Source organism: Ensifer sp. 2TAB8 (assembly GCF_052115125.1).
Lineage (GTDB): Bacteria > Pseudomonadota > Alphaproteobacteria > Rhizobiales > Rhizobiaceae > Ensifer.
The window spans coordinates 12,338-32,908 of the sequence record NZ_JBFRGB010000035.1; the positions used below are offsets into that span (position 1 = coordinate 12,338).

Genomic DNA, 20,571 nt, shown 5'->3' on the forward strand with positions numbered 1-20,571 from the left:
TCTCGCCGCCATCGAACCGGCAGTCCCCACGTCGGCCCGCGCTCGCCCACCCTGTGCCCGGCCCGCCGGAACCTTTCCCGCCCCCTCGCCTTACTCCCAGGACACAAGCAAACAAGGAGATGCGAATGAGCAAGGCGAACCCGAAATCGCGCGATCCCAGCCAGACACCGGACGATCGGTCGCAACCCGTCGGACCGAACGTCGTGCCCATCGGCAGGATCCCGCCCCTGCCGGCCGATCAGGTACCCGAGGGCGATGACCTGCCGCCCGGCGACCAGGGCCGCGTGCCGCCGGTTCCGAGTCGCGATGAGGCCAATGTGAACCCGGACGATGCCCTGCCGGAAGACAGCGAGGAGAAGATCCTCGACGACGATCCGGGACGCGTAAAGACCCGCTTCGACGAGGAGCTTCCGAAAAGCAGCCGCTAGTGCGTTCTACGAAAAGCGGAAACCGGTGCCCGGTCCGGTGTCGCGTGACGTCAAAAGTCCGGACCACGCCAGTCGCCGACATGAAAAGGCCCGCCGGTCACACCGACCGACGGGCCTTTCTCTTCAAGGTTTCGCCTCTATCAATAGGGCGAGTAGCACTGCTGGCGCGGGCCGCCATAGGGCTGGTAGCTGTTGTCGTAGGCGCGGTAGGAGCGGTAGCGCGAATAGCACCAGTCGACGTGGCTCTGGCTCACGCCCGGTTCATAGCGGCGCGCCGGCGGAGCGGCAATCGCGCCGCCGATCACGACCCCTGCGCCAAAGGCCGCCAGCGGGTACCACCAGCCGTCATTGTGGCGCCGATAGCCGTAGCGCTCATAGCGATAGCCGCGGTAGCCATTGTAGTAGCCCCCGTTCCAGCCCGGCCGATAGCCGCCGTTCCATCCCGGCCGGTAGCCCGGACGATAACCGGGACGGTAGGGCCGATACCCACCACCATGCCAGCGCTGACGATATCCGCCATGACCCCAGCCGTGGCCGTTGCCATGCCTGTCACGCACGAGCTCCACGTCGCTCTTCTGCACCCGCTCGATGGCGACTGCCGGTACGGCATTCGCCGGCGTGATGCCCGAAAGAGCCGTAACCGCCGCCAAAACGACGATGCCAATCTTCTTCATTCCATCTCACCTGTCCGTTTGGAAACAGGCGCCAGTTTCGCGAAATGACGTGAACCCGCAATGAATGCGATATTCCTAATGTTAAATACAACCAAAAGCAGCGTAGACGACGCGGTTTCCAGCGCCCTAGCCGCGCAGCGTCAGCGCATGCGCGATCAGCGTTTCCACGGCCGCGCCGTAGGAAATGCCGTCTGCCGCAAGCGCCTTGGCATACATGCTGATATTGGTGAAGCCGGGAATGGTGTTGATCTCGTTGATGACCAGGCTTCCGTCCGGCCGCAGGAAGAAATCGACACGCGCCATGCCGGCGCAGGTAAGCGCCCGGAAGGCCCGCTCGGCCATCTCCTGCGCGTGCGCGCCCACCTCCTCGGCAAGCTCCGCCGGCACCTTCACGATCGCGCCGCCGGCGTCCACATATTTGGCGTCGTAGCTGTAGAAACCGTGGCTCTCCGCGGGGATGATCTCGCCCGGCCGCGATACGGTGAGCCTGCCCTTGGCGTCTTCCAGCACCGAGCATTCGATCTCACGCGCCTGCACGAACTCTTCGATCAGCACCTTGTCGTCGTGGCGAAACGCCTCTTCCAGCGCCGCCGCAAGCCGCTCGAGGCTGTCGACACGGCTGACGCCGACGGAAGAGCCCTGCCGTGCGGGTTTGACGAAGACGGGCAGCCCCAAGGTCTCCAGGATGATTTCGGAGGAATAGGCATCGTCCTGATGCAACGCGATGGCGCGCGCGACCGGCAGCCCCTCGGCCGCAAGCAGGCGCTTGGCGAGCACCTTGTCCATTGCCGCCGCCGAAGCCGCAACGCCGCAGCCGACATAGGCGACATCGGCCGTCTCGGCATAGCCCTGCACCGTTCCGTCCTCGCCATAGGGCCCGTGCAGCACGGGAAAGATCAGGTCGACCGCGGGCAACAGCCCTTGCGTTCCGTCTTCGGCGATGGTGACCGCCCGCCCCTTGCCGCCCGGGATCAGCGCCACCTGCGTTCCCGCCGCCGGAATGGCACGCGGCAGCTCACCGTCTTCAAGCGCGAGCAACAGCCAGCGCCCATCCCTGGCGATGCCGATAGGCACGATCTCGTAGCGGCTGCGATCGAGCGCGGCGACGACGTTGCGCGCCGACATCAGCGAAACCTCATGCTCCGCCGAACGGCCACCAAACAACACGGCAATGCGCAACTTCTCCGTCATGACGGCTTCCTCCAGAATCGTGGCCAATGCTGATCCGCAAGGAAGCGGCCGAAGATGGCAACAAGACGTCAAGGAAATGTGCTATCGCTGCGACAGGAAAATTTTCTCAGCCGACGCTCAACGTTCCGGCGACGAAGACCGCGAGATCGGATCCGAAGGAGAACCCGCCCATGGCCGAAGTCCTGCTCTTCCACCACGCCCAGGGGTTGACCTCGGGCCTCCACGCTTTCGCCGATGAACTGCGCGCCGCCGGCCACACCGTTCACCTTCCCGATCTTTTCGAGGGGCGCACCTTCACGAGCATCGAAGAAGGCCTCGCCTATATCGGCGCGGTCGGCTTCGACGAGATGCGTGAGCGCGGCGTTCGCCTCGCCGACGCGCTTCCCGAAGATCTCGTCTATGCCGGCTTCTCCTTCGGCGTCCTGCCGGCGCAGAAACTCGCGCAGACCCGGCCCGGTGCCCGCGGCGCCCTCTTCTTTTATTCCTGCATCCCGATCAGCGGCCAGTGGTCCTTCGGCCCTTGGCCGCAGGGCGTTCCGGTGCAGGTGCACGGCATGGACAACGACCCGATCTTCGTCGGCGAAGGCGATGTCGACGCGGCACGCGAACTCGTCGAGAAGGCCGACGATGCCGCACTCTTCCTCTATCCGGGCGACCAGCATTATTTCGCCGACAGTTCGCTGCCGTCCTATGACGCGGAGGCGACCGCCCTGCTCACCGGGCGCGTACTCGCCTTCCTCGATCGCGTCTGACGCAGCGCGGGCGTCGGAACCTTGCCGCAGCCTTGGCCAACGCCCACAGAACCGGGCTGGGTCCGCAATGGGCGGCAACGGAGGCATTCTGGACCACACCAACCCCGGAAAACGAGGCCGCGGCAACCGCGCACCTGACCTTCGAGGGCACGCACGACCAATACGTCGCGGGCGTCCCGGCCGAGGTGGCGGCGCGCATCCGGCTGAAAGCTGGGAGGAGGACTGGCGGGTGATGTACCAGCCGGGACGAATGGACACCCAGCGCGCCCTCATCGGGGACTATGGCAACCACGTCGCCCGCTTCGATACCATCGCCTATTATCTTGTCCGCTGGCAGCCGCCCGCGCTCCTGCTCTGGGGCCGGCTGATGCGTTCTTCGATAGCGCCGAAGTTCTCTCCTGGATCGAGGCCCTGCCGCGCATGGAGGCCCACATCTTCGACGCCGGCCACTTTCTGCTCGAGACCCACGCCGCGGAAGCGGCATCGCTGATCGTCGAATTTATCCGAAACACCGAAAGCAGAGCGAAGCTCGGAGATCGACAAAGCTGAGCGAAGAAAAGGACAACCCACCCGAACATCCGCCAACACGCCGAACAGCAAAGAATTGCCGCCACTGGAAATCCGACATAAACTTGCATTACCATGAAAAACGAAGATATCCGGAGAATAACATCCGGATATTCGCATTATTTTAATACGAATATCGAAATACTTCGGAGTTGCTGTGCTCATTTACTCGGACGAAAACCTTGAGGCCATCCATCGCCCGGGCGCCTCGCCTTACCTACTCATCACCTTCAACGAGATGGAAATCCAGGCAAACGGCAGCCGCTACTGGGGCCAGCGTTTTTGCGAAAAGGCGGATATCGCCGCCCTCGGTTTCATCAGCCGCCGTCCCAACTGGTTTCCGGCAGCGAGCGTCGTCCGCGCGGTCGAGGCCGCAGCGCCGATCCTGAAGGCCGCGCCGGAGCGCATCCTCTACGGCCATTCGCAGGGCGGCTATGCAGCCCTTCGCTACCGCCGGCGTTTCAACGCCACCACGGCCATCGCGTTTTGCCCGCAGGTCTCCATCAACCCCAGAGCGGTCCCTTGCGACAATCGTTTTCTAAGGCATTTTTCGCCCGATCTGCACACCAATATGGGCATAGCCCCGGATCACGCCGCCGGCCGCGCCTTCATCTTCTATGATCCCTTCCACGCGATCGATCGCCGGCATGCGGAGCGTATCGCGAACCTGCAGGCGGAAACGCATCTCACCCCCGTGCACATGACCGGCCACGGCACCGTCAGGGTGTTTACCGGCACCGAGCGCGCGCTGTCGCTGATCGATGCCTGCCGCGCCAACGACCTTGTCGCCCTGCGCGCACTTGCCCGCACCGCCCGAACCGACGCGCCGATGCGGCCCTATCAGAACGCCGTCGCAGCCATGGCCCGCCACCCCGCCTGGGCCGATCGCCTGCACACCCGCTTCGGTGATCGTTTCGCGCCGACGGAAAAGGTCAATTTCCTCTACCACCGTGCCAACCGCCACATCAGAGATGGGAACCTCGTCACAGCGCGCGACATGCTCACGAATGCGCTGGCGCTGCTGCCCGGCGACCCCGCCCTCAAACATCGCCTGAGGGACCTCGACGCCCGCATCGCTCGCGAAGAAAAACTGGCGGCCGCTTCCTGAAGCGGCCAGAGCGATCGGGAGTTGCGAGCAGTCGCCGTGAGGAATAGTGGCATGGGCTGCGGGACCGGACTCCCGCCTGGGATTAGGTCGCCGACAGGCCGGATGGCAACCCTTCTGATCTCACCGCAATATCACCGGACCGAGGTCACAGATCGATCTCCGGCCGCCAAATGGCGTATTCCTTCCAGCGCACGGCAAAACCGGCCCATGGATTGGACAAGCAATGACCGCACCTCTGCCCCACCTGACCGAAATCCGCATGCACGAAGAGGCGCTCCACCGTCCCGAAATCCGACGTTCGCGGGCGGCGGTCGAGGCGCTGCTGGCCGAAGGCTTCGTGGAGTTCGGGGCATCAGGCACGGTCTATCACCGCGCGGAAATCATCGAGCTCCTGCTTCAGGAGGACGAAGCGGACGGCGGCAAGCTGCTGACGGATGATTACCGCCTGACGGCCATTGCGCCCGACGCGGTGCTGCTGACCTATAGAACGCATCGGGTCGAAAGCGACGGTTCGGAGCGGCATGTGCTGCGAAGCTCCATCTGGAAGCGGACCGGCGCGAAATGGCAAATGTTGTTCCATCAGGGAACCGTGACAGCACCCGCCCGGTAGTGTCGGCGCACAGCCCCCGTTACACGAAACGCCGCACCAGGGTCAGCGTCAGCATCAGCGCCGAGACGGAGACAATAAGGCTCGCCAGCAGGTAGGCGACCGATGCGGTCGGCTGGCCGCGCTCCCACAGTGACACCACGTCCAGCGAGAAGGTGGAAAATGTGGTGAAGCCGCCGATGAGACCGGTCGTCAGGAACAGCCGCGCATCATGGGCCGAAGGGTCGAGCGCGGCAAACAGTCCGGCGATCAGCCCCATCAGCGCCGAGCCGACGATGTTGATCGCAAGCGTGCCAAAGGGAAACTGGGCGCCGAGCATCCGCACGGCGAGAATCCCTACGCCATGGCGCAAAACGCCGCCGATACCGGAGCCGAGAAAAACAAGAAGAAACCGCATTCAAGCCTCCTGCGCGCTCCAGGGAGCGATCGTCAGCAGGCGTCATCAGCATCAGTGCGGTTGTGAGGGAGACACCATTCCCGTAACCGACATATAGGTCGAAAGCGCCCCCCGATCAACAGGCCCGGCTTTTCGCCCGTTCGTTCGCGGTGCTCCGGCGCCTCTTCAGCTTCAGTCGACGACCGCCGCCCGGCAGACCAGCACCTCGCGCAAATTGCCCCGCCGGCGCCATCGCCGCAGCGCCAATTGCCGCCCCGGCCCTCCTCTGCGGACAGGCCGCGCACTCCGGCAAAAGCTCGCAAGGTGATCAACGTGGAAGCGACAGGATACGTTTTTGCGGATGTTTTCATGGAGCGCCGGCTGTCCGGCAGCGAGACCAACGGCCAGTTCTGTCTCCTCCCAAATGTGGGCGGCGGCGACGCCGGCACACCGATCCACGACCACGACCACGACCACGACCACGACCACGACCACGAATGCAACATTGAGACCGCCTGTAAGCGCAAGAGCCAGATGACCGCCATGATCGACGGGACTTCGCACCGGCCTGCTGTGGGGCAAACATCAATCTCAAACGCAGCGTGCCCCACCCGCTATGTCAGCCGCCACACGGCGCGCTACATCCTCATCGGCACGCCAGCCATGTTCGACAGGCCCTCGAGGAAGCTGGCCGGGAGCGCCTGCCAGGCGAGGCGGCGAAACCGCCCATCCCGGAAGAGTTCGATCCTCTGCCCAGAGCGGCGTCGAAACTCGGTATCACCCTCTTCCTCGCCTTTCGGGCCAAAGCCCACAGCCCGCCGCCGGTGTTTGTGCCCGTGTCTTGCGGGAGGTCGGGCATGCGACTACCTCGCCAGCTGCGCCGGGTCTGGAGATGCCGCGCCGCCCCGATATCGGCCGTTCGAATTTCAAGCTATGATCGCCCGAATGGAGCCAGTTCCAAGCGCTGTCGTCGACGACCTTTCAGGAGCAACCGACCATGACCCGCGATCAGATGCTCGCCCACCTTCGCGCCGCCGACGAGGTCGCGCGGGAGGCAGCCGTGCATGGCCATCATCCCTTCGGCGCGGTCCTGGTCGGCCCCGACGATCGGATCCTGATGCGCCAGGGCAACCTGGACACCGTACGTCACGCCGAGACGGAGCTTGCCCGGCGGGCCGCGGCCGCCTATCCGGCAAAGTTCCTCTGGAGCTGCACGCTGGTTTCGACCGGCGAGCCCTGTGCCATGTGCACAGGCACGCTCTATTGGGCAAATATCGGCCGCCTGGTTTATGGCTACGAAGAGGAAAAGCTGCTGGCCGAAACCGGCGACCATCCCGACAACCCGACCATGAACCTTTCCTCGCGCACGGTCCTTGCCTCCGGCCAGAAGCCGATCGAGGTCGTTGGTCCCTTCCCCGAGATCGAGGACGAGCTCCTCAGCCCCCACCGCACCTTCTGGCGGCGGTGACGCGCGTCCTTGCGCAAGCCCGGCGCGTTTCGCCGGAACGCCGCGCCTCCTCAAGCGCCAAGCCGCATCGATCGCGGGGCTTTCCACCGCCCCGCATGCGGGCCTTCAGCCGCGCCGTTTCCAGCATGCGCCTCACCCCACCTCCTTCTCCCGCGACAGCCCGAGATGCCAGTGCAGTTCCTTCAGCCCGCGCTTCAGCCAGGCAAGCTGCGGCGCAGGCATGGTGCGCAACATCTCGTAGTCCATGATGCAGACATTGAAGACGGTGGTTTTCACCTGCGGCCCGTCCTGAAGCTTCAACAGCACGCCTTCCAGCTCCATCATCCGGTTCGCCGCCTGGCGGGCGCTGCGGGCGCGCTCGGCACTCGTTTCGCCGGCAAAGCACTTGACGCTGAAAAGCGACTGCGCCCTGACGCTTGGAAAGGGAATGCCGGTGAGGCTGTAATAGCGCGCCATCTGCCGGGCGTACTCGTCGCCGGCCTCGCGCTCATGCGCGGTCAGCTTGCCGTCAAGGAACATGCGGCCGAGCGTGTAGCCGGCGAAGGGGCTCGCAACGTCGACGTCGCGCTTGCCGGAAAAATGCATGCGCTTGCGCGCGTCCAGCGCCACCGAGCGCACCTCCCTTTCGGTCTCGCCGTGCTTGATCTGCCCACCGGGATAGCGTGCCACGTCGGCCTTGCGCGGCCGGCCCGCCCGGCTGGCGCGCTTGATGCGGATGCGTTCTGCCTTGGATGTCATCGTGTCGTTTCCTCGTTTCATTGCGGCGCCATCGCTGGCCGCCGGCCCGGCTTTCGCTGGCGCAAAATCAGTCTGAAATTCAAAAGCTTGTCGTCAGCGGCTGGCGCCGCGCCGGTTCACCGCGTGCAGCACCGACGTATGGTCGCGGTGGAAGATGCGGCCGAGCGCCGGCAGCGACAGATCCTTGCGCTCCTCGTAAACCGCCGCCATGCAGCGGTGGCGCGGCTCGACCAGGCGCCGCTCGCGCCCGACACCGATGATCTGCTCCCAGGTGACCCCGGGATAGACGGCAAGCACATCCTCGATGATCTCCCGTACCGGCCGCCGGCTGAAGAGATCACCGCCCGCCACATCCGCAGCGCCGCAGATGACCCGCGCCTGCGAGAGAAGCCGGGCCTCCGCATCGGCAAGCGCCAGTTCCAGTTCGGCGATCCGCCTGGTCTGCGTGCGCACCTGAACGGCGACCATGCCCGCCAGATCCTCGAGCGTGACATCCGCCGCCGCTTCACTGTCAGCCGTGGTGATCCCGACGGAGCCACCGCCTCGCCTGCCGCCGGGCAGCCGCTTTACCCTGTCGCCTGCCGACTTCCGCTCCGCCCGGGCGTCGGCACCCAACTCCGCGCGCGCCGGCCCACCACGCCGCAGCCGCCCGGCGGCCGCCTCACCCGGTGCCACCGGCACGCCAAGCGCCCTTGCTGCAATGCCGTTCGCCATTCCGGCCGCTGAGTGTTCCCCTGTCATGAATTCCGTTGCCTCAAGCTGCATGGTGGTTCTCCCTCGTTGCGAATGCGCTTGCGGTCCTTGCGGCCGCCTTGGCCGCTGCGTGGGTCTGGCGGAAGGCATCCAACCTTGCGCGGACGCGGGCGCGGCTGGCTTCGGAGCGGCCGGTCTCGCGGGGCTTGAGGGCGGCGACCGTCTCGCGCTTGCGGGCAAGTTCGGCTCGCATGCCCAGCGCCTCCGCCCTTGCCAGGGCCGCCAGAACCGGCGGCTTCGGGATCGTGCCCAGCAGCACATTGGCGTTGGCCGCATAGTCGCCGCGGATCAGCTTCTGCGTCGCAGCCGCCAGGCCGCAGGCCGGCACGCCACAGAGCGCATAGTGGTAGACCGCGAGGATCTTCTTCGGCTCGATCCCCTGCGGCATGGGCATGCCGGCCGTCTGCATCGCGTCGAGGCTCCGCAGCACCGCCGCCTCGCTCGCCGGCGCCAGCCGTTCAGTGAGCGCGGTAATCTCCCGGTTCAAGGTCGAAAGCCGGGCCTGCGCCGGCAAAGTCATCATTTCCAGAAACGTCATTGTCTCGGGTCCCTTTCAGTTCGTTTTCAATGGCTTGCCTGCATTCCCGCTGATGGCGGGCAAAGGCGGTCTCGTGCGGCGGCGCCTGCTGGCGATGTCCGCGTCGTGGCGGTCCGGCGTCATCCATCTGGCCCACTTTCAGTCGGCCTGCGACGCGGGAAACGCCCGCCCCCTGTGGCCTGCCGGCATTGCGCATCCAGTTCCGCCAGGTGGCCGCCCAGTCGAGCTTGGTGGCATTGCGGCCGGCTTTGGCGGTCCAGTAGTCGCGAAACTTGTCGAATTCGGCTGCCGCCTCGGCCGGGCCGAAGCCGAGCCCGACGGCAAAGTCCCAGTCGGGCTCGAAGGCCGCGGGAAGCCGGCTCGCCCTGCGCCCGCGCTGTGCGGACGGTCCTGCATCGGCTTCCCCCAAGTGCAGGTCGAGTTGCGCATCACTCCCGGCCGGAGTCGTGTCGGGAGAGTTAGTTTCTTTAGGGGGTGCGGGGGAGCTTTCTTTATCAGAGAGGACACCGGCCCCTGTCGCCGTGACATCGCGTGACGTCACGCGGGCGCGGCGGCGCTGCTGCCGTTCACGATCGCCGGCCCGGCGCCGCTCGAGCTCCGACTGCTGCCCCGCTTCGGCGGCGCGCACAGCGCAAAGGATCATTTCCGGCGAAGCACCGGATTGAACCAGCGCCTCGACGATCGCGGTGATGCGCATGGCCGCTACTCCCGGCCGAGCCGATATGCGGCGCAGGCCGCGGCCTTGCCGGCCACCGCAACGACAGAGTTGCGGCATGCCAAAGGCGGCAGGAAGCCTGCGTCCCTGCGCGCCCCGGTTCGTCCGCCCCGCTCGCCAGTCCCTTCTATCAGCCTGTCCTGCGCCATGCCTCTTCCCACACCTTCGCCTTTGGCCGCCCCATCTGGCACGGCCACTCCATCGCGCTGTCCGCGCGCCAATTCCGGTTGTCTCCACCCCTGCCGGCAAGCCGCTTCTGTGCCCGCCCTTGATGGGCGGACGGGTCAGGTCCTTCGGTCCCTTCCGCGCATCCGGAAGGAATGCACGCGGGACGACGGGTAGCGCTCGCAAGCCGCGGCCCACTCACAAGGAGCACGGCTGCCTGCTCAGGCGCCGAAACCGCGCGCGCCGCCGACCGCAACCCTTGCCGGTTGCGGAGACAAGACATGCGCCAGTGACGGCTTGCCGACATCGAATAGAAAGCGAGAGGCTCCGGGGAGGAAGCAGACCCTCTCGCCCGCTGCCAGCCCCCACAATCGTTGCCGACCGGAAGACAAGCAGCATTTTCAAAAATGCTCGCCGCATGCGCTGCGGCGATCGATCTCCAGGGCCACAAGCCCGCCTCCAGATGAAGGCGGACGTTGTCGTCCGCATCACCCAGGCGCCAGCAATGCCGGCCGCTGCTGGAAAGTTCGGTGATTTGCACCGCTCATTTCCGTTGACATCCTATTCATAGTAGGATTTCCTACACTCATCAAGAGGAAATTTCCTATTGGACGTAAGAAACGGAATCTGGGATGCCAGTGCCATGGACGAGTTGCGCCGCCTTATCCGGGAAGCAGTCGACGCGAAGAAGACGACCTACAAGGATCTGTCGATCGCGATTGCGAAGAACCACGCCTATATCCAGCAGTTCGTCGAGCGCGAGACGCCGCGGGAGCTGCGCGAGCGCGACGCCCGCACGATCGTCGATCTGATTCAGGGCGCCCCCGCCGCCGGCGAAGCGGCACCCAGGCGCGCGCCCGGCTTCGCGCCGCAGATCGTTCCGGGCGAACAGCTCGTCGGTCATCGCGACCTGCCGATCTTTGCGGCAGCCCAGGGCGGCGACGGCCACGTGATCGTCACTTTCGATGCGGTGGAATATGTGAAGCGCCCCTCGGTGCTCGAGGGCGTCAAGGGCGCCTACGGGATCTACCTCACCGGCAGCTCGATGATCCCGGCCTACGAGCCCGGCGACATGGCCCTCGTCCACCCGCACCTGCCGCCGGCCCGAGACAAGGACGTGGTGCTCTACCACGTGCCGCCCGCCAACGACGCCGAGGCGATCATCAAGCGGCTGGTCTCCTTCAATGACCGCGAATGGACGCTGCGGCAGTACAACCCCTTCCTGGAATTCACCGAGAGCCGGGTCGAGTGGTCCTTCTGCCACCGGGTCGTCGGCAAATACAGCGCCCGCTGAATCCCACAAGGAAATTCCGGAAGTATTCCTGTACATTCAACAGGATATACAGGTTCCCTGATTCAATTCGTGCGGCACCACATGGCTGGTTGCGCGCTCAACACAAGAGCGATAGGTGCCGGCTCGCCGGCGATCGCCGCGGAAAATTCGTTTCGACCAAAGGTGGCTCAATTCCGCACCAATGCGCGCGGGCCCTCACACGTATCCCGCAGGAAGCGAAGATCGCGGCGCGTTTTAGATACGGCTGAGCAAGACTTCGCCTCATGACCGGCAAGCCCTAGCAAGGCAAGCGCCTGCAGCCCCATACCGCTGCCGGCCGTTCCGCCTGCTGCTTCCTGCATGTCGACACTTCAGGCCGCCATCTCCTCCTCGATCTCCATCGGCAGATCGCCCGACATGAAGAGCACCGTGGCATCCTCGAACTCTCCGGTCGCAAGATCGCCCGCGCGGCTGAAGGCGACGACGCCCACCTTGGTCGCTGCCAGCCTTTCGGCCAGCCGCACCGCATGTTCAGCCCCGGTCGCCTGCACCGGATTGTCGGCAAGCAATGCCCCGCGGCTTCCCAGCGTGAAGCTCTGAACGACGAAATAGGTGATCATCCCATGCTCCTTTTCCGCCACCTGGAATGGYGGCCCCAAGGTGGCGCAATCCAACGAACAAAACAAGAACAAATAATCGCCTATCGACAACCGCGCGTCGCCCCGCGCAGAAAATTCCTGCCGGTAGCGCGTTTCCTATTGACGCCTAAATAGGAATTTTCCTATACTATACCAATGACAACACCGGAGGGACCGATGGCACCCGAAAGGGCACGCCGGCGCGCGCCCTCGAACAGGCCGAGGTGAACGATGCCCGACGTGCTGATCGCGGATCCCTTGACGGGCACCACCCCTTTCCTTCGCGGACGTGAGATCATTCTCGCCGTCATGACGCTCGGCGCCGGTTATTTCTGCGAGGAGACCGAGACCGTCGGCACCACCTACCGCACCGCCGCCGACTGGCTTCGTGTCCACGATGGCGAGCATGTCRCAAAGCTGATCCGCTTCGATCTCGACGCCCTCCACGGCGAAGATGTGACCGAGACGGTCGCCGACGCCTGGCTCGACGGCTACGACCAGAGCCCCGAGGAAGAGCACAAGCTGCCGGCCTTCGTGCGCACCTCCGATGCCTGGGAGAGATGGTGCGCGGACTTCGGCGCCGACCGCAGCCCCTACAGCCAGGCCGTCCACGGCACCCTCAACCACCACCAGCAGTTCGGTGCGGATCTGCGATGACCATGACGCTCGACAAGTCCGCCCTGTTTGCTGCCATGGAAGCCTTCTGGGATGCCGAAGGCGGCAACGAGCGCGGCGTGGAGGCCGCGATAGCGGCCTATCTGCAGCGCCAGAACCTCACCGCCTTCAACGACGTCGCCACGCGCAAGCGCGCCGCCTTGACCGCCGCAACCGCCCGGCGCGTATAAATCCTTTCAAGGGGATAGCGACGGCGCAAAATGCCCAATATTGGCAATCATTATTAATTTGCAAAAATGCTAATAAAGTAAGCGGGGAGCACAACGAGGAGAGATTCGATGCCGCGCCTTGCCCATCTGTACTTCAAGACCGCAATCATCTTCCTGATCATCGGACTCATTATCGGCCTGCATATGGCGATCAGCCAGGATCACGCCGCGACACCGGCGCATGCCCATACGAACCTGCTCGGCTGGGTCACGATGGCGATCTTCGGCATCTACTATGCACTCAATCCCGCCAAGGCCGAGCGCCGGCTCGCCCTGATCCAGTATTACGTCTACACGTCCGGCGTCGCCGTGCTGGTGCCCTCGCTTTATCTGATGGTTACCGGCAGGCCCGAGATCGAACCCGTCGTCGCCGCGGCCTCGATCGTCGCCTTCATCGGTGTGCTGCTGTTTGCGGTCGTCATCTTTTCGAGCAGCGAAACGGTCGCTCAACCGAGCGCGCTGCGGCCGCGATAGAGCGCATCCGGGCACCGAGCCCGCCGCGATTGGTGCAGGCAAACGCAGGAAAGGCCGGAACGCCTTTCCTGTTCCGTTTTCGGTCGTTCTACTTTGAGGTCGACTTCAGCACCCGGTGGGTCGCATTGTCGAGTGCGTGGCCGGTCTCGGCACTGTCCTCACGAATGCCGCGCGCCGTGTTACCGCAGGCCGACAGGGCAAGAAGCGACAGGCAGAGGACCACGAGCATCGTCTTCGACATCATCGTCTCCGTCAGTTTCTCCTATCGGAAATGCGGCGGAGCGCCGCAAAGTCAATCGGTCGGCTTACAACCGGAAACGACGAAGACGGCCGCAACACCTAGTGCCCGACGGCCCCGCCTTCTCGGGAATTATTTTGGCAAGCGTACCGGAATCGCCGAATCAGGCCTTCCCCCGGCTGCCTTGCGCGCGTTAGCTTCCGTACCGCGCAGTACGTTCTTTCTGGACTGCGCTTCCCCGCACCCCGAGCCATTTTGGGTGCCTGCTTGCCCCGCCCTCGTGCGGGGCTCTTTCTTTTTCGCCGGGCTTTTTAGTGCGCTTCAGTCGATCTTGAATACGGCGTCGCCGACGAAGACGATCACATACTGCCCGCCTTCGCCCTCGTGCGCCCAGCGCTGCAGCGTCTCCGCATAGGGCGGCTGCTTCCAGATTTCAGGATGGTCCGGATCGACGAGAACCGTGACCTGCGGCCCCTGGCGATAGATCATCATGCGCGAGCGCGCCGGGTCCCAGGCGTCGTCCAGGTCCGCATCCGTGCGCCAGAGACAGAGAAAGTCGCGACAGAGCTGCGGTCGCTGCGCGTAGATCCGGCATCCCTCGCCGTCCACACAATGCCGGCACCAGGCATTTGCCGGTTTCGCCAACGCGTCGATATCGGGTAGCCGGCAACACAGCGTGCAGGTGCCGCAGCCCCGCGCGGCGGGCGGAGCGAATGTCGAAGGGGTCGGATTGCTCATCGGCGAACGCTATATCACGCTGCCCTTACCGAAGGGAACGTGCCGGTGGTGTTCACTCCTTCGCATCGTGCCGAGCCAGGCGATCGGCACCCGAACCCATGGCATTGCGCGATTGCCTCACCTGCGTTCTTGATCTAAGCCCGACCCATATTATGTATGAAAAATACATATCGGAATGGGAATGAAAGACATTACCTATCCTTTCAGGGATCAATCCGACGCCGGGATGATCGCGGACCGAAACGTCTTCGATCGTCTCGCCACCTGGTATGAAACGGCCAAGGCCGAGCGTCACGAGAGGTCGGAAGGCCGCGAGGTGGAGCTGCGCTGTGTCAGTCCTCTCGGGCAGACATCGCTCTATCCCGACGACCTTCCGCTGGTTTTCCTCACGAGCAACGATGCCAAATTGATGCCGGGCTTTCTGGCGCATTACCGGTCGCTGGGCGTTACCCGCTTCATCTGCGTCGACGATGCCTCGACCGACGGTACGCGTGAATATCTGCTGGGTGAGCCCGATGTCGACCTCTGGGCGTCGGCGTTGCGCCACAGGGAAGCCCGCCACGGCCGCCTCTGTCGGGAGGCACTGTTTGCACTCTATGGCGGCGAGCGCTGGTACGTGAACGTCGATTCCGATGAATTCCTGGTCTACGACGATTGCGAGAACCGCACGCTCTGGTCGGTGATCCACGCGCTTGAAGACCTGAAGATCTCGCGGCTGCCGGCACCGATGCTGGACATGTATCCGATCGATCTCGGCGCGGCGGACGTCAACCAGCTGAAAACGCGCGCCCCCTGGGAAGTCGCCGATCATTTCGACAGCCGCGGCTATTCGCTGGCGACCACCACACGCGCCATCACCGTCAAGGGCGGCGCGCGCCACCGCGAGTTCGATTCCGACCTGGAACTGATCAAGTATCCGCTGATCTTCTGGGACGAGGACTGTCGCTTCGGCGCCGGCATCCATCAGCCGCTTCCCTTTCAGCGCAACTTTTCCTCCGTGCTCGGCGCGCTTCTCCACTTCGCGCTCTTCGCCGACTACAAGGAGATCGCCGAAGATGCCACCTCAGGCGGCCCGCATTTCGATGGCTCGGCCGCCAACTCCAGGACGCAGGACACAGGCGGCAGCACGGATCTGCTGCAGCTCTTTACCCACTCCTCGGTGAAATTCGGCGGCTCGAAGCAATTGCTGCGGCTCGGCTTCATCACCCCCGTTCCCAGGCCCACCGCCGGCGGCGAACGCTAGGGCGGCAGCCCCGGCCCGAGCCAGTCCGCATCTCCAGGGAAGAGCGCCAGTTCCCCTCGGCGCGGCAACCCTGCGGCACCAGGCGCTGCACCACTTGCGGCCATGTCCCATCCCCCACGCGTAAACGGCGCGATCAGCCGTCTCCCGACCGGAAGGACCGTTTTTCAACCGACCCGCGAGCTAGGCCGTTGATAATTCGACCGACCGCTCCATTTACAGTTCTGAGGCACTTAACCTGAGGAGAAGCCTGCATGAATCGAAACACAGTCATCGGTATCGTGGTTGTGATCGTGCTCATCGTCCTTGGCGTCGTGTTCCTGAAACCGGGGGCCAACAAGCAAGCCACCGAGACAGCACCGGCGACGACGACGACGCAGCCCGCGAAGACCGAGCAGCCCGCAACGGCGCAGCCGCCGGCAACGACTGACCAGTCGACGACTCAGCCCTCGACCACTCAGCCGTCAACGACCCAACCGTCCACGACGACCCAACCGTCGACAACGCAGCCGTCTACGAGCCAGTAACGGCCCCAAGCCGCGACCACCCCTGCCGCACTGGCGGCCAGTGGGTGGTCGCATCGGCAATCGAGCGACACTGCGGCGCTGCCGCGGCTCCGGATCGCCTTTTGCCAGCCATGATGGCAGCCGTCCCGGCGCAGGGCTTCATCAGGGTCGGCGAGGTTCGTATTGCCAATGAAAGCGCTTGCGCAGTTCTTTCAGGCTTTCATCCCAGGTGTCACGCTGGCAAGCCGCAATCACCCTGTTCGCATGATCCCTAAGGACAGCGAAGCTGTAGCGCGGAATTTCGATGTGTCGCGTATCCTGGCATCGGTGAGGTCTGTTGTTCGGGGTGACGACCTGAACGAAAAAGCACTCCGCCCAGAGATCTTCCTTCGTGCCGATATCCAACTGCAGCAGGAAGCACACATCATCCGGCACAGGGCCGTTCGGGACCGACGTCGCCATCGAAATCGACCTCCGTGCCCCACGCCAGGTCACCGCCATAGGCCCATTTCAGGTCGAGTTCCCTAAACATCCGCTGTTGCTCGGCTGTCAGCGGTCGGGCTCAAAAACAAGAACACCAACAGCGCAGCCGGGGCGACGACGGCCCAGGCGCCGAATGCCCGGCCAAGACCGCCGGCGGCGACGGAATATCCATAGAGAAACAGGAACGCGATGCCTGCGTTGGCGACGCCGAGATCCACCAACCGCCGCAGCGTCAGAAAGACCACATGGCCGTAGCAGAAAATCAACGCGGCCTTCACAGATGTCGCCGCTTCGTCAGCCACCGCGAACGGAAAAACTGTAGCAAGCACCAAGGCGCACAGCGTCATGCCGAGCAGATAGTCCAGCCGACCGAGCGGGACGGTGGAAAACAATATGCTCCTGATCCTTGCCAATTGCACTCTTCACTCGCCCGCATTGATTGCATGGTGGCGACATACAGGCCACGGCTGCAAAGCGCCATCCTCGCGACACCGCTTGCGCTCGGAAATGTCGAGGCATCGACTGCCCGCATCGGCCGGTAGATCGAACGCCGCCACGCGCATCCGCCGCGTCACCGCCCTGTTCCCTTTCGGCTCGCTGGTGCTATGAATTCGGCACCCACCCACGGAGCCCCGAATGCGCGTCGTCCTCCTTTGCTCGCTGCTGCTTCTCTCGTCCTGTATCCCCCACATCCCTGAAGAGGTTCTCGACGCAGGTTGGTGCAGGGATATGGCGGCAGCAAAGGCCAGGGCGACCGGCAAGGAGCGGGAAAACCTTGCCGCGGCGATGATTAGGCACCACTGCGCCGCCAAGCTCGCCGCCGCACATCAGCCAGCAGCACCGTCCGATCAGGGCGATCCTGGGTCCCAACGACCCAAATCGTGAAGCTTGATCGACGGCAAGAAAGAGGCCCGCTCGGGGCGGGCCTCAGTTCTGCCTCGTCCACGGATAGCCGACCGGCAGTTGCCAGAGCGAAATCTCGGCTATCGCAGGCTTCTTCACGCCTTCTTCCGCACCGATATCGCGCAGCATGCGATCGGAGAGATGGCTGAGATGGTTGAGCGTCCGCTGACGCCTCCAGGCAGCAACAAGGAAGGCGCCGACGGTTCGACGGAAGCCGAAGGTTCGAAACAGGTCGTCCATGATCGCCGGCAAGGTGCCAGCGGCGGTAAGTTGCAATTCGCGCATGATTATTCCCGCCGCTCGCAGCGGTCGGGTCCTCTAGATTATGGATGCGCGCGGACACGGAAACACATTCCGGGAACCGGTCACATCAAGTCAAAATGGAAAATACGAAAAGGCGGAACTCGGGTAGCGCTTATGCGCCGAAGTAACCCATAGAATTATGGCGTACTCGTCGTGACGGGCATGCCACTCCACCAGAGGTGAGCATCTGTACAAAATTAAGAATCATCGTACGCCTCCTCTAGTTTGAGCTCCGATTTGGCGAAAGTTACACGAGTTTACTTTTGCCGCAAGAGGACAATCGCTGACTGTCGGAATGACGAACTACCTGTTGCACGGGAGCAACAGGGATGGTTGCGACCCTTCATGGGGCAACCGACGAAAACCGCGGCCATTCGGGCTGCCGCTCTTTCGCAAGTCGATCCGGCCCGATCATCGACCTCGTCGCCAGCCCCACCGGCAATGGCTTCGACCGCCCGGTTTGCAACGAGCCTCGACCGCTCCAGCGCGGCTCAGAAATATGGCCACAATCTGTTGCCACCTGCCTGCTTGTGGTGGACACTGCACTTCAAAGGTTATTCGAGGTAGAGCGATGGACTTCGAGAAGATCGGTCGGGCCCGACTGATGATGCGACTGCCAAGACACCGGAAACAGATTTCGGAACTGAGGTTCCTGGCGCTCAACAGCCTGATGGCGGCCTATGGCGTCGCCGTGATCACGCGTGATGAGTTGAGAGAGCACGCAATGTCGGATGAACCTCTGACGGTTGCCTATGAAAGCAACTGCCAGGCGATAGAAGACAAGGTGGTGATGCTTCTCACCAATATCAGCCCACGCTTCGTCAATTGAAGCGCGCCGCCACAAACAAAATTTAATCAGCGCTTTAGGAGAAGTTTTGGTGGGTGATCACGGGCTCGAACCGTGGACCCGCTGATTAAGAGTCAGCTGCTCTACCAACTGAGCTAATCACCCATCCGCGACCGCTGCGGTGTGTCCCGCTGCTGTCGTGAGGGGGCGTATAAAGGCGTTCGGGTGGGTTGTCCAGCGCCTTTGTGAAAATCTTTTGAAAAATCTCGCGGAGCGACGAAGAGCCCTGTGGACAACGTCCCGCGTGGCTGTTCGGTGTTCTTCAGGAAGTAGCCGCGCGCCTTCTAGAGGTGCAGGCAGGAAACGAGGTGCGACGAAAGACGCGTTTGACGCGAGTTTCACGCTCGGCATACTTGCAGCGGAACGGCACAATAACGGCAGCCACAAGTGGAGAGGACATCCCTATGCGCAGCACGATCGCAATTGGCATGCTCGTCGGCGTGCTTGCCGGCATTGCTACCGAAGCGAACGCCGAAGTGCCCTTCTTCAATGCAACGTGCCCCGGCCGTATCGAGGTGCACGCGGATCGGGGTGGGCCGGTCTTCATCAACGGCAGCCAGTCGCGCCTGCGGCGATTCAGCAGTGATTACTACGAAGCAAGCCAGGGGCGAACGACGGTCTCGATCAGCGTCAACCGGGATGGCTCGCCATCGATCAGCTACACGCGCCGGGGCGCTGGCAATGGAGTCTGCCGTGTTGTCTCCGGCGGTGGCAACAATCGTCCGAGACCAGAACGCCCGCCGCAGTACGATGACACCCAGCAGCCGGATCGCGTCGACACGAGGATGATGCCGCGCTTCTGCCAGGGCGAGGCATCGGCCGCATTCGGTGTCCGTCCCAACCGGATCACCGTGAACATGGCCTTCCAGAGCGGCCGGTACTATTGGGTGCAGGGCAACTACGACAGCGGTGGCGGCAGGGCACAGTTTTTCAACTGCCGCTTCGACCTGCGCGGCCGGTTCATCGACGTGCGCTGATCGGGAGGGCGGGTAAAGCGAATGCAACGGAACTCAGAGCCAGAGTCGTCCGCCGGGCGATCGAAGCGGCTGTGGGTTTCTCATCGCGTGACGCAATTACCCTCTTGAGTGTCGTCCGGTCGTGCGCTAAAGCGACGCCATGGATGGGTGATTAGCTCAGTTGGTAGAGCAGCTGACTCTTAATCAGCGGGTCCACGGTTCGAGCCCGTGATCACCCACCAAAACTCCTAAAGCGCTGATTTCTTTAATTTTCTCAAAGAATCTTCATATTGTCGGTTACCGGTGATTGAGACTGGTTGCGATTCTCGTTCGGTGCTAGCGACCAATGGTAGCGCGCAGTCGGCGGGGATCATTCGTGAACGCTGGTAATCTCGGCAACCGCATCTTCGGGCTCATCCGCCGGAACAAGATCACGACCGCGATCCTGTTGGGGGTTGGCCTGCTCCTGCTGCCCAATCGTGACGCTGTGGAGATTTCACTCCCGAACAGTCAGGCCACGGTGCGTGTAGGCCGGGACGGTGATGACTATTACGTCAGCGTCAAAACGCCCTTCGGCGCCTTCGACAAATGGATGTGGGAAGATTGGGGGCCTGCCCAACGGACGGGCCTGTATTTGACCTCCGAAGGTTGGATTGCCGCATTGGGCGCCGGCGGTGTTGCCACATTCATCGCCGTTCCCGAAGGCAGAGAACCAACCGAAGTCGACAGTGTCGAGGCGAAGCGCACCGACTCGTCCAAGTGGCGCTACCTGGGCGCCGTCGATCGTGACTATGGCACGCGCAGCCTGCGCTTTTTCGGCCCAAGCGATCAGCCTGAATGCTTCGACACGCTCGGCGCGGGCGAAAGCCCGTACAGGTCCCTGGCGCAGTGGGAGACGGCCTGCGACTGCGTTCAGCGTGCGGCGATGTCGGAAGAGGTCTGCAACATGAGTTCAATCCCCGACTCAAGCCCGTGACCAAGCCCCAAAGATCGCGATTGAAGCAAAGA

Annotated in this window: 29 protein-coding genes, 2 tRNA genes and 1 riboswitch; of the genes, 16 read left to right on the top strand and 15 right to left on the bottom strand. The window is 63.5% G+C overall.

Annotated features, from left to right (window positions below; all coding sequences use genetic code 11):
- Window positions 1–125: 125 nt before the first annotated feature.
- Entirely contained in the window at window positions 126–428 is a 303-nt protein-coding gene (locus AB4Z53_RS32230; RefSeq protein ID WP_441599358.1) for a hypothetical protein, read from the top strand.
- 140 nt (window positions 429–568) lie between these two features.
- Here AB4Z53_RS32230 and AB4Z53_RS32235 read toward each other — a convergent pair whose 3' ends face one another.
- A complete protein-coding gene (locus tag AB4Z53_RS32235; RefSeq protein ID WP_223727716.1) occupies window positions 569–1,102 on the bottom strand; it encodes a BA14K family protein in 534 nt (177 codons plus the stop codon).
- Between the two features lie 126 nt (window positions 1,103–1,228).
- The gene (locus tag AB4Z53_RS32240; protein ID WP_441599360.1) at window positions 1,229–2,293 is read right to left on the bottom strand and encodes a D-alanine--D-alanine ligase family protein; all 1,065 of its coding nucleotides are present in this window, start codon (window positions 2,291–2,293) and stop codon (window positions 1,229–1,231) included.
- A 26-nt stretch (window positions 2,294–2,319) separates the two neighbouring features.
- Between AB4Z53_RS32240 and AB4Z53_RS32245 the strand changes: the two genes are divergently transcribed.
- Entirely contained in the window at window positions 2,320–3,045 is a 726-nt protein-coding gene (locus AB4Z53_RS32245) for a dienelactone hydrolase family protein (protein WP_441599361.1), read from the top strand.
- 318 nt (window positions 3,046–3,363) lie between these two features.
- On the opposite strand, the gene AB4Z53_RS32250 is transcribed toward AB4Z53_RS32245, so the two are convergent.
- Window positions 3,364–3,777: a hypothetical protein gene (locus tag AB4Z53_RS32250; RefSeq protein WP_441599362.1), complete on the bottom strand. Its 414-nt coding sequence runs from the start codon at window positions 3,775–3,777 to the stop codon at window positions 3,364–3,366.
- Between AB4Z53_RS32250 and AB4Z53_RS32255 the strand changes: the two genes are divergently transcribed.
- Both AB4Z53_RS32255 and AB4Z53_RS32260 read left to right on the top strand, forming a co-directional pair.
- Window positions 3,770–4,720: a hypothetical protein gene (locus AB4Z53_RS32255; protein ID WP_441599364.1), complete on the top strand. Its 951-nt coding sequence runs from the start codon at window positions 3,770–3,772 to the stop codon at window positions 4,718–4,720. The two genes, AB4Z53_RS32250 and AB4Z53_RS32255, sit on opposite strands and share 8 nt — an antisense overlap.
- 223 nt (window positions 4,721–4,943) lie before the next feature.
- On the top strand, window positions 4,944–5,330 hold the full coding sequence (locus AB4Z53_RS32260) for a nuclear transport factor 2 family protein (RefSeq protein WP_441599366.1): 387 nt from the start codon (window positions 4,944–4,946) through the stop codon (window positions 5,328–5,330).
- 19 nt (window positions 5,331–5,349) lie between these two features.
- Here the strand turns inward: AB4Z53_RS32260 and crcB are convergent, their stop codons facing one another.
- Window positions 5,350–5,724: a fluoride efflux transporter CrcB gene (gene crcB / locus AB4Z53_RS32265; RefSeq protein WP_441599368.1), complete on the bottom strand. Its 375-nt coding sequence runs from the start codon at window positions 5,722–5,724 to the stop codon at window positions 5,350–5,352.
- 29 nt (window positions 5,725–5,753) lie between these two features.
- Window positions 5,754–5,815: riboswitch (Fluoride riboswitch) on the bottom strand.
- Between the two features lie 885 nt (window positions 5,816–6,700).
- Here crcB and AB4Z53_RS32270 point away from each other — a divergent pair.
- Window positions 6,701–7,171, top strand: coding sequence for a nucleoside deaminase (locus AB4Z53_RS32270; RefSeq protein ID WP_113540530.1), 471 nt, complete (start codon window positions 6,701–6,703; stop codon window positions 7,169–7,171).
- 132 nt (window positions 7,172–7,303) lie between these two features.
- On the opposite strand, the gene AB4Z53_RS32275 is transcribed toward AB4Z53_RS32270, so the two are convergent.
- The 4 genes from AB4Z53_RS32275 to AB4Z53_RS32290 all read right to left on the bottom strand — a co-directional run bounded on the left by AB4Z53_RS32275 (window position 7,304) and on the right by AB4Z53_RS32290 (window position 9,897).
- The gene (locus AB4Z53_RS32275) at window positions 7,304–7,909 is read right to left on the bottom strand and encodes a hypothetical protein (RefSeq protein ID WP_441599370.1); all 606 of its coding nucleotides are present in this window, start codon (window positions 7,907–7,909) and stop codon (window positions 7,304–7,306) included.
- A gap of 93 nt (window positions 7,910–8,002) precedes the next feature.
- A complete protein-coding gene (locus tag AB4Z53_RS32280; RefSeq protein WP_441599372.1) occupies window positions 8,003–8,674 on the bottom strand; it encodes a helix-turn-helix domain-containing protein in 672 nt (223 codons plus the stop codon).
- Window positions 8,664–9,200: a hypothetical protein gene (locus tag AB4Z53_RS32285; protein ID WP_441599374.1), complete on the bottom strand. Its 537-nt coding sequence runs from the start codon at window positions 9,198–9,200 to the stop codon at window positions 8,664–8,666. The genes AB4Z53_RS32280 and AB4Z53_RS32285 overlap by 11 nt, the downstream gene beginning before the upstream one ends.
- Window positions 9,121–9,897, bottom strand: a complete 777-nt coding sequence (locus tag AB4Z53_RS32290; protein WP_441599375.1) for a hypothetical protein — start codon at window positions 9,895–9,897, stop codon at window positions 9,121–9,123. The genes AB4Z53_RS32285 and AB4Z53_RS32290 overlap by 80 nt, the downstream gene beginning before the upstream one ends.
- 826 nt (window positions 9,898–10,723) lie before the next feature.
- On the opposite strand from AB4Z53_RS32290, the gene AB4Z53_RS32295 reads away from it, so the two are divergent.
- Window positions 10,724–11,374 carry a S24 family peptidase gene (locus AB4Z53_RS32295; RefSeq protein ID WP_113540524.1) on the top strand — a complete coding sequence of 217 codons (651 nt, stop codon included), beginning with the start codon at window positions 10,724–10,726 and terminating at the stop codon, window positions 11,372–11,374.
- A 350-nt stretch (window positions 11,375–11,724) separates the two neighbouring features.
- Here the strand turns inward: AB4Z53_RS32295 and AB4Z53_RS32300 are convergent, their stop codons facing one another.
- Window positions 11,725–11,973: a hypothetical protein gene (locus AB4Z53_RS32300; protein ID WP_113540523.1), complete on the bottom strand. Its 249-nt coding sequence runs from the start codon at window positions 11,971–11,973 to the stop codon at window positions 11,725–11,727.
- 249 nt (window positions 11,974–12,222) lie between these two features.
- Between AB4Z53_RS32300 and AB4Z53_RS32305 the strand changes: the two genes are divergently transcribed.
- The 3 genes from AB4Z53_RS32305 (at window position 12,223) to AB4Z53_RS32315 (ending at window position 13,349) form a co-directional block, all read left to right on the top strand.
- Window positions 12,223–12,648: a hypothetical protein gene (locus AB4Z53_RS32305; protein WP_441599378.1), complete on the top strand. Its 426-nt coding sequence runs from the start codon at window positions 12,223–12,225 to the stop codon at window positions 12,646–12,648.
- The gene (locus AB4Z53_RS32310) at window positions 12,645–12,836 is read left to right on the top strand and encodes a hypothetical protein (RefSeq protein ID WP_441599380.1); all 192 of its coding nucleotides are present in this window, start codon (window positions 12,645–12,647) and stop codon (window positions 12,834–12,836) included. The genes AB4Z53_RS32305 and AB4Z53_RS32310 overlap by 4 nt, the downstream gene beginning before the upstream one ends.
- A gap of 108 nt (window positions 12,837–12,944) precedes the next feature.
- Complete coding sequence (locus AB4Z53_RS32315) at window positions 12,945–13,349, top strand: hypothetical protein (protein ID WP_223727734.1); 405 nt, start codon at window positions 12,945–12,947, stop codon at window positions 13,347–13,349.
- Between the two features lie 88 nt (window positions 13,350–13,437).
- Here the strand turns inward: AB4Z53_RS32315 and AB4Z53_RS32320 are convergent, their stop codons facing one another.
- Both AB4Z53_RS32320 and AB4Z53_RS32325 read right to left on the bottom strand, forming a co-directional pair.
- Window positions 13,438–13,590 (bottom strand): entericidin, encoded by a 153-nt coding sequence (locus AB4Z53_RS32320; protein WP_113540560.1) that lies wholly within the window; start codon window positions 13,588–13,590, stop codon window positions 13,438–13,440.
- A gap of 318 nt (window positions 13,591–13,908) precedes the next feature.
- On the bottom strand, window positions 13,909–14,325 hold the full coding sequence (locus AB4Z53_RS32325; RefSeq protein WP_441599382.1) for a hypothetical protein: 417 nt from the start codon (window positions 14,323–14,325) through the stop codon (window positions 13,909–13,911).
- A gap of 226 nt (window positions 14,326–14,551) precedes the next feature.
- On the opposite strand from AB4Z53_RS32325, the gene AB4Z53_RS32330 reads away from it, so the two are divergent.
- Together AB4Z53_RS32330 and AB4Z53_RS32335 are read left to right on the top strand one after the other, a co-directional pair.
- Window positions 14,552–15,568 carry a glycosyltransferase family 2 protein gene (locus AB4Z53_RS32330; RefSeq protein WP_441599421.1) on the top strand — a complete coding sequence of 339 codons (1,017 nt, stop codon included), beginning with the start codon at window positions 14,552–14,554 and terminating at the stop codon, window positions 15,566–15,568.
- Window positions 15,569–15,819: 251 nt separating this feature from the next.
- Window positions 15,820–16,092 carry a hypothetical protein gene (locus AB4Z53_RS32335; RefSeq protein ID WP_113540517.1) on the top strand — a complete coding sequence of 91 codons (273 nt, stop codon included), beginning with the start codon at window positions 15,820–15,822 and terminating at the stop codon, window positions 16,090–16,092.
- Window positions 16,093–16,233: 141 nt separating this feature from the next.
- Here the strand turns inward: AB4Z53_RS32335 and AB4Z53_RS32340 are convergent, their stop codons facing one another.
- Together AB4Z53_RS32340 and AB4Z53_RS32345 are read right to left on the bottom strand one after the other, a co-directional pair.
- Window positions 16,234–16,533 carry an Imm8 family immunity protein gene (locus tag AB4Z53_RS32340; RefSeq protein WP_441599384.1) on the bottom strand — a complete coding sequence of 100 codons (300 nt, stop codon included), beginning with the start codon at window positions 16,531–16,533 and terminating at the stop codon, window positions 16,234–16,236.
- A 62-nt stretch (window positions 16,534–16,595) separates the two neighbouring features.
- Window positions 16,596–16,901: a hypothetical protein gene (locus AB4Z53_RS32345; protein WP_162768934.1), complete on the bottom strand. Its 306-nt coding sequence runs from the start codon at window positions 16,899–16,901 to the stop codon at window positions 16,596–16,598.
- 289 nt (window positions 16,902–17,190) lie between these two features.
- Between AB4Z53_RS32345 and AB4Z53_RS32350 the strand changes: the two genes are divergently transcribed.
- The gene (locus tag AB4Z53_RS32350) at window positions 17,191–17,439 is read left to right on the top strand and encodes a hypothetical protein (RefSeq protein ID WP_113540514.1); all 249 of its coding nucleotides are present in this window, start codon (window positions 17,191–17,193) and stop codon (window positions 17,437–17,439) included.
- A gap of 42 nt (window positions 17,440–17,481) precedes the next feature.
- Here AB4Z53_RS32350 and AB4Z53_RS32355 read toward each other — a convergent pair whose 3' ends face one another.
- Complete coding sequence (locus AB4Z53_RS32355; RefSeq protein ID WP_113540513.1) at window positions 17,482–17,742, bottom strand: DUF1127 domain-containing protein; 261 nt, start codon at window positions 17,740–17,742, stop codon at window positions 17,482–17,484.
- Between the two features lie 589 nt (window positions 17,743–18,331).
- Between AB4Z53_RS32355 and AB4Z53_RS32360 the strand changes: the two genes are divergently transcribed.
- On the top strand, window positions 18,332–18,589 hold the full coding sequence (locus tag AB4Z53_RS32360) for a hypothetical protein (protein WP_113540512.1): 258 nt from the start codon (window positions 18,332–18,334) through the stop codon (window positions 18,587–18,589).
- Between the two features lie 47 nt (window positions 18,590–18,636).
- On the opposite strand, the gene AB4Z53_RS32365 is transcribed toward AB4Z53_RS32360, so the two are convergent.
- Window positions 18,637–18,712, bottom strand: a tRNA-Lys gene (locus tag AB4Z53_RS32365).
- A 299-nt stretch (window positions 18,713–19,011) separates the two neighbouring features.
- Between AB4Z53_RS32365 and AB4Z53_RS32370 the strand changes: the two genes are divergently transcribed.
- The 3 genes from AB4Z53_RS32370 to AB4Z53_RS32380 all read left to right on the top strand — a co-directional run bounded on the left by AB4Z53_RS32370 (window position 19,012) and on the right by AB4Z53_RS32380 (window position 20,539).
- The gene (locus AB4Z53_RS32370) at window positions 19,012–19,584 is read left to right on the top strand and encodes a hypothetical protein (RefSeq protein WP_441599386.1); all 573 of its coding nucleotides are present in this window, start codon (window positions 19,012–19,014) and stop codon (window positions 19,582–19,584) included.
- A 145-nt stretch (window positions 19,585–19,729) separates the two neighbouring features.
- Window positions 19,730–19,805 (top strand) — tRNA-Lys (locus AB4Z53_RS32375).
- A 134-nt stretch (window positions 19,806–19,939) separates the two neighbouring features.
- Window positions 19,940–20,539, top strand: coding sequence for a hypothetical protein (locus tag AB4Z53_RS32380; protein WP_441599387.1), 600 nt, complete (start codon window positions 19,940–19,942; stop codon window positions 20,537–20,539).
- Window positions 20,540–20,571: the final 32 nt, after the last annotated feature.

Bases quoted from the DNA above. Each gene is read 5' to 3' on its own strand.
- AB4Z53_RS32230 (WP_441599358.1), top strand. From the start codon at position 126: ATGAGCAAGGCGAACCCGAAATCGCGCGATCCCAGCCAGACACCGGAC.
- AB4Z53_RS32235 (WP_223727716.1), bottom strand. From the start codon at position 1,102: ATGAAGAAGATTGGCATCGTCGTTTTGGCGGCGGTTACGGCTCTTTCG.
- AB4Z53_RS32240 (WP_441599360.1), bottom strand. From the start codon at position 2,293: ATGACGGAGAAGTTGCGCATTGCCGTGTTGTTTGGTGGCCGTTCGGCG.
- AB4Z53_RS32245 (WP_441599361.1), top strand. From the start codon at position 2,320: ATGCTGATCCGCAAGGAAGCGGCCGAAGATGGCAACAAGACGTCAAGG.
- AB4Z53_RS32250 (WP_441599362.1), bottom strand. From the start codon at position 3,777: ATGAGCACAGCAACTCCGAAGTATTTCGATATTCGTATTAAAATAATG.
- AB4Z53_RS32260 (WP_441599366.1), top strand. From the start codon at position 4,944: ATGACCGCACCTCTGCCCCACCTGACCGAAATCCGCATGCACGAAGAG.
- crcB (WP_441599368.1), bottom strand. From the start codon at position 5,724: ATGCGGTTTCTTCTTGTTTTTCTCGGCTCCGGTATCGGCGGCGTTTTG.
- AB4Z53_RS32270 (WP_113540530.1), top strand. From the start codon at position 6,701: ATGACCCGCGATCAGATGCTCGCCCACCTTCGCGCCGCCGACGAGGTC.
- AB4Z53_RS32275 (WP_441599370.1), bottom strand. From the start codon at position 7,909: ATGACATCCAAGGCAGAACGCATCCGCATCAAGCGCGCCAGCCGGGCG.
- AB4Z53_RS32280 (WP_441599372.1), bottom strand. From the start codon at position 8,674: ATGCAGCTTGAGGCAACGGAATTCATGACAGGGGAACACTCAGCGGCC.
- AB4Z53_RS32285 (WP_441599374.1), bottom strand. From the start codon at position 9,200: ATGACGTTTCTGGAAATGATGACTTTGCCGGCGCAGGCCCGGCTTTCG.
- AB4Z53_RS32290 (WP_441599375.1), bottom strand. From the start codon at position 9,897: ATGCGCATCACCGCGATCGTCGAGGCGCTGGTTCAATCCGGTGCTTCG.
- AB4Z53_RS32295 (WP_113540524.1), top strand. From the start codon at position 10,724: ATGGACGAGTTGCGCCGCCTTATCCGGGAAGCAGTCGACGCGAAGAAG.
- AB4Z53_RS32300 (WP_113540523.1), bottom strand. From the start codon at position 11,973: ATGATCACCTATTTCGTCGTTCAGAGCTTCACGCTGGGAAGCCGCGGG.
- AB4Z53_RS32310 (WP_441599380.1), top strand. From the start codon at position 12,645: ATGACCATGACGCTCGACAAGTCCGCCCTGTTTGCTGCCATGGAAGCC.
- AB4Z53_RS32315 (WP_223727734.1), top strand. From the start codon at position 12,945: ATGCCGCGCCTTGCCCATCTGTACTTCAAGACCGCAATCATCTTCCTG.
- AB4Z53_RS32320 (WP_113540560.1), bottom strand. From the start codon at position 13,590: ATGTCGAAGACGATGCTCGTGGTCCTCTGCCTGTCGCTTCTTGCCCTG.
- AB4Z53_RS32325 (WP_441599382.1), bottom strand. From the start codon at position 14,325: ATGAGCAATCCGACCCCTTCGACATTCGCTCCGCCCGCCGCGCGGGGC.
- AB4Z53_RS32330 (WP_441599421.1), top strand. From the start codon at position 14,552: ATGATCGCGGACCGAAACGTCTTCGATCGTCTCGCCACCTGGTATGAA.
- AB4Z53_RS32335 (WP_113540517.1), top strand. From the start codon at position 15,820: ATGAATCGAAACACAGTCATCGGTATCGTGGTTGTGATCGTGCTCATC.
- AB4Z53_RS32340 (WP_441599384.1), bottom strand. From the start codon at position 16,533: ATGGCGACGTCGGTCCCGAACGGCCCTGTGCCGGATGATGTGTGCTTC.
- AB4Z53_RS32345 (WP_162768934.1), bottom strand. From the start codon at position 16,901: ATGACGCTGTGCGCCTTGGTGCTTGCTACAGTTTTTCCGTTCGCGGTG.
- AB4Z53_RS32350 (WP_113540514.1), top strand. From the start codon at position 17,191: ATGCGCGTCGTCCTCCTTTGCTCGCTGCTGCTTCTCTCGTCCTGTATC.
- AB4Z53_RS32355 (WP_113540513.1), bottom strand. From the start codon at position 17,742: ATGCGCGAATTGCAACTTACCGCCGCTGGCACCTTGCCGGCGATCATG.
- AB4Z53_RS32360 (WP_113540512.1), top strand. From the start codon at position 18,332: ATGGACTTCGAGAAGATCGGTCGGGCCCGACTGATGATGCGACTGCCA.
- AB4Z53_RS32370 (WP_441599386.1), top strand. From the start codon at position 19,012: ATGCGCAGCACGATCGCAATTGGCATGCTCGTCGGCGTGCTTGCCGGC.